Annotated in this window: 3 protein-coding genes; all 3 read left to right on the forward strand. The window is 54.7% G+C overall.

Annotated features, from left to right (window positions below):
* Positions 1 to 136 precede the first annotated feature (136 nt).
* Positions 137 to 1,894, forward strand: a complete 1,758-nt coding sequence (gene cas8c, locus RQ738_RS13325; RefSeq protein ID WP_314165795.1) for a type I-C CRISPR-associated protein Cas8c/Csd1 — start codon at positions 137 to 139, stop codon at positions 1,892 to 1,894.
* Positions 1,895 to 1,897: 3 nt separating this feature from the next.
* A complete protein-coding gene (gene cas7c / locus RQ738_RS13330) occupies positions 1,898 to 2,758 on the forward strand; it encodes a type I-C CRISPR-associated protein Cas7/Csd2 (protein WP_314165797.1) in 861 nt (286 codons plus the stop codon).
* Positions 2,759 to 2,825: 67 nt separating this feature from the next.
* A partial coding sequence (locus RQ738_RS13335) for a Bro-N domain-containing protein (RefSeq protein ID WP_314165798.1) occupies positions 2,826 to 3,666 on the forward strand: 841 nt, incomplete at its 3' end.

A 3,666-nucleotide genomic window follows, 5' to 3' on the forward strand; every position in this document is an offset into this window, starting at 1 on the left:
CCGGACAGAACAAGGATCTCGGTTACATGTTGCTGGATATCGACTTTGCTAACGACATGACCCCGCTCTTTTTCCGGGCACAGATGGAAAACGGCATCATCTCGCCGCCGTCGCCGCTGGCCGGGGAGGTGCGCACATGATGCTGCATGCACTGAACGGCTATTACGAGCGGATGCTGAACGATCCCGATGCAGCCATGCCGGCATATGGAACCAGCATCGAAAATGTCTCTTTTGCTTTGATCCTTGGCGAGGACGGTTCTTTGCGGGCAATCGAGGATTTGCGAGTTGAAAGTGGCAATGCCAAAAGACCGCGCAAAATTCCGGTGCCGGCGGCAGTGACCAGAACTTCGGGGACCAAGGCTAATTTCCTCTGGGATAAGGCAACCTACGTATTTGGCGCCGATGCCGAGGGGGCGACGACGAAGAATCGCGAACGCTTCGATGCCTTCAATGAATTGTTGTTGGAGGTCGGTAAGGATATCGAGGACTGTGGCTTTCTGGCGGTCAGAAATTTTTTGCAGCAGTGGGATTGTGGACAGAGCGAGGCGGTTGTGACCCGCTTGCAAGAGTCGTGGGGGGAGATTGCCAGCGCTAATCTGGTTTTTCGCCTTGACGGCGTGCCTGGGTTCATCCACGACCGACCGTTGATTCAGCAACAATGGCTGGCTTACGGACAGAAAGATTCTGATGCCCCTTCTGGTCAATGCCTGATTACCGGCGAGAAAGATGTCCCTTTGGCGCGTATTCACACCCCGATCAAAGGGGTGCGGGGCGGGCAGACCTCCGGCGGCTATATTGTCTCGTTCAACGCCTCGGCCTTCGTCTCCTACCAGCAGGACAAGGCCTCGGTTGGTGAAACCTCGTCCTTTGCCTACACCACCGCGCTTAATGCGCTGTTGTCCAGCGAACGGCGACAGAAGATCATCATCGGTGACGCCACCTATGTGTTCTGGGCAAAAAAGGCGACCGCAGCCGAAGGGTTTCTGGCCGATCTGTTCGATCCGCCGCAGGAGGGGACGGAAGATCCGGCGGAACAGGACGACCAGAAAACAACCCAAGATATTCACGGTCTGCTGAAGTCCATCCGCGAAGGGCGCAAGCCGACCGATATCATGCCCGAACTGAATGAGGACGTGAGCTTCTACATCCTCGGTCTGGCGCCCAACGCCGCGCGCCTGTCGATCCGCTTCTGGCAGGAAACCAGCCTAGGTGAGCTCCTGGAGAAGGTCGGTCGGCATTACCGGGAACTCAACATCGTGCGGCAGTTCGACAGCGAACCGGAATTTCCTTCTTTGTGGCGGCTGCTGGTACAGACCGCGGCCCTCGGCAAGTCGGAGAATATCTCGCCGGTACTGGCTGGCGGCCTGACCCGCGCCATGCTGACCGGCGCTCCCTATCCGCAGAACCTGTTGCCCGTTGTGCTCGACCGCATCCGTGCTGAGCACAATGTCACTTATTTCCGCGCCGCACTGCTCAAGGCCTATCTGCTGCGCAATACCAAAATGGAGGAGGTTCCCGTGTCTCTAGATTTGAACAGGACCGATCGTCCCTATCTGCTGGGCCGGTTTTTTGCGGCCATGGAAAAGGCGCAGGAAGAAGCGATTCCCGGAACGAAAGCGACAATCAAGGACAAGTACTTGTCGTCTGCCGCGTCCACACCCAGCAAAATTTTTCACATGTTGATAAAAGGATCTGCTCACCATACCTCAAAATTGAAAAAGGACCCTGAAACCCGTGGGCGGGGCATCTACTTCGAGAAAATGATGCTGGACATTCAGGACGGTTTTAATGACTACCCTACAACCCAGAAAGCGGAAGAACAGAGCCTTTTTATGATCGGCTATTTCCATCAACGTAAAGCCTTTTTCACTACAAGAACTCAGGAGGGATAAAAAATGACCACAATCGCAAATCGCTACGAATTCGCCCTGTTGTTTGATGTCCAGAACGGCAACCCTAACGGTGACCCCGATGCTGGCAACATGCCGCGCGTCGATCCCGAGACCGGCCACGGGCTGGTGACCGACGTCTGTCTGAAGCGCAAGATCCGCAACCATATCGCCCTCTCCAAAGAAGGGTCCGAGGGGTTCAATATCTACGTGCAGGAAAAGGCGGTCCTCAATCAAACCCACGAGATGGCCTACAAGGCCTGCGAACTCAAGTCCGAAGCCAAGAAGCTGCCGAAGAAGGTAGAGGATGCGAAGAAAGTCACTGGCTGGATGTGCGCCAACTTTTATGATATCCGTGCTTTCGGTGCGGTGATGACCACCGAGGTCAACTGTGGCCAGGTGCGTGGGCCGGTGCAGATGGCCTTTGCCAAGAGCGTCGATCCGATCGTTTCGCAGGAGGTCAGTATCACCCGTATGGCGGTGACCAACGAAAAAGATCTGGAGAAAGAACGAACCATGGGGCGCAAGCACGTCGTTCCTTACGGGCTTTATGTCGCGCAGGGATTTGTCTCTGCTCCTCTGGCGGAGAAGACCGGCTTTTCCGCCGAAGACCTGGAGCTGCTCTGGAACGCCCTGTCCAACATGTTCGAGCACGATCGCTCCGCCGCCAGGGGGGTCATGAGCAGCCAAAAGCTCTTTGTCTTCAAGCACCAAGACAAGCTCGGCAACGCTCCCGCCCACAAGCTCTTCGATCTGATCGACATCCAGCGCAATGAACGATCGGAAGGGCCGGCGCGATCGTTCAAGGATTACGACGTGATGGTCGGCCAGGCTCCGGCCGGGGTGGAGATCATCGAAAAGCTGTAATCTCGTCAAGCGTGCGGGACGCAAATGCGTCCCGCACCAAACATTATCGGGAGGGGAGGATGAGGACATGACGGAAAAACTGGCCATTTTCAAGGGCAAGGAAATACGCCGTACAATTCACAATGGCGAATGGTGGTTCTCCATTATTGATGTGATCGAAGTTCTAACTGGCAATGAAAGACCACGCAAATACTGGAATGATCTAAAGAGAAAACTCCTTTTAGAAGGCTATGAGCAGTTGTCCGAAAAAATCGGACAACTGAAATTACAGGCTGGGGACGGCAAGTTTTACGCAACTGATTGTGCCAACACCGAGACAATGTTCCGTATTATCCAGACAATCCCATCCCCCAAGGCCGAGCCTTTCAAACGCTGGCTGGCCAAAGTCGGCTACGAGCGTGTCCAGGAGATAGAAGATCCCGAACTCGGCACCGCCCGAACACGCGAACTGTACCGCGCCAAAGGCTATTCGGAGGCCTGGATCGAAAAGCGTATGCGTGGTATTGCAGTGCGCGCAGAGTTGACCGGTGAGTGGCAAAATCGCGAAGTTGGCGATAATCGGGAGTATGCCATTCTGACCGCTGAAATCTCCAGGGCAACCTTCGGTTTGACGCCTGCTGAATACAAGAATCTAAAACAGCTCGACCGTGAAAATTTGCGCGATCATATGACCGATCTGGAATTGATTTTTTCCATGCTGGGTGAGGCTGCGACCACCGAAATCACTCGCACTAAAGATGCTCAAGGCTTCGATGAAAATCGAACAGCTGCCATCAAGGGCGGACGGATTGCCGGGGAGGCCCGCCAGAAGCTGGAAGTGGAATCGGGACGCAAAGTGGTGACGGACGATAATTATCTGGATGCTCCTGAAAAACAGAAGTGTCTGGAGAGGGAAAAAAACAAAGGCT

It is taken from the genome of Sulfuriflexus sp. (genome assembly GCF_032250955.1).
Lineage (GTDB): Bacteria > Pseudomonadota > Gammaproteobacteria > AKS1 > AKS1 > Sulfuriflexus.

Excerpts from the sequence above, each read along its gene's own strand:
- cas8c (WP_314165795.1), top strand. The coding sequence starts at position 137 with ATGATGCTGCATGCACTGAACGGCTATTACGAGCGGATGCTGAACGAT.
- cas7c (WP_314165797.1), top strand. The coding sequence starts at position 1,898 with ATGACCACAATCGCAAATCGCTACGAATTCGCCCTGTTGTTTGATGTC.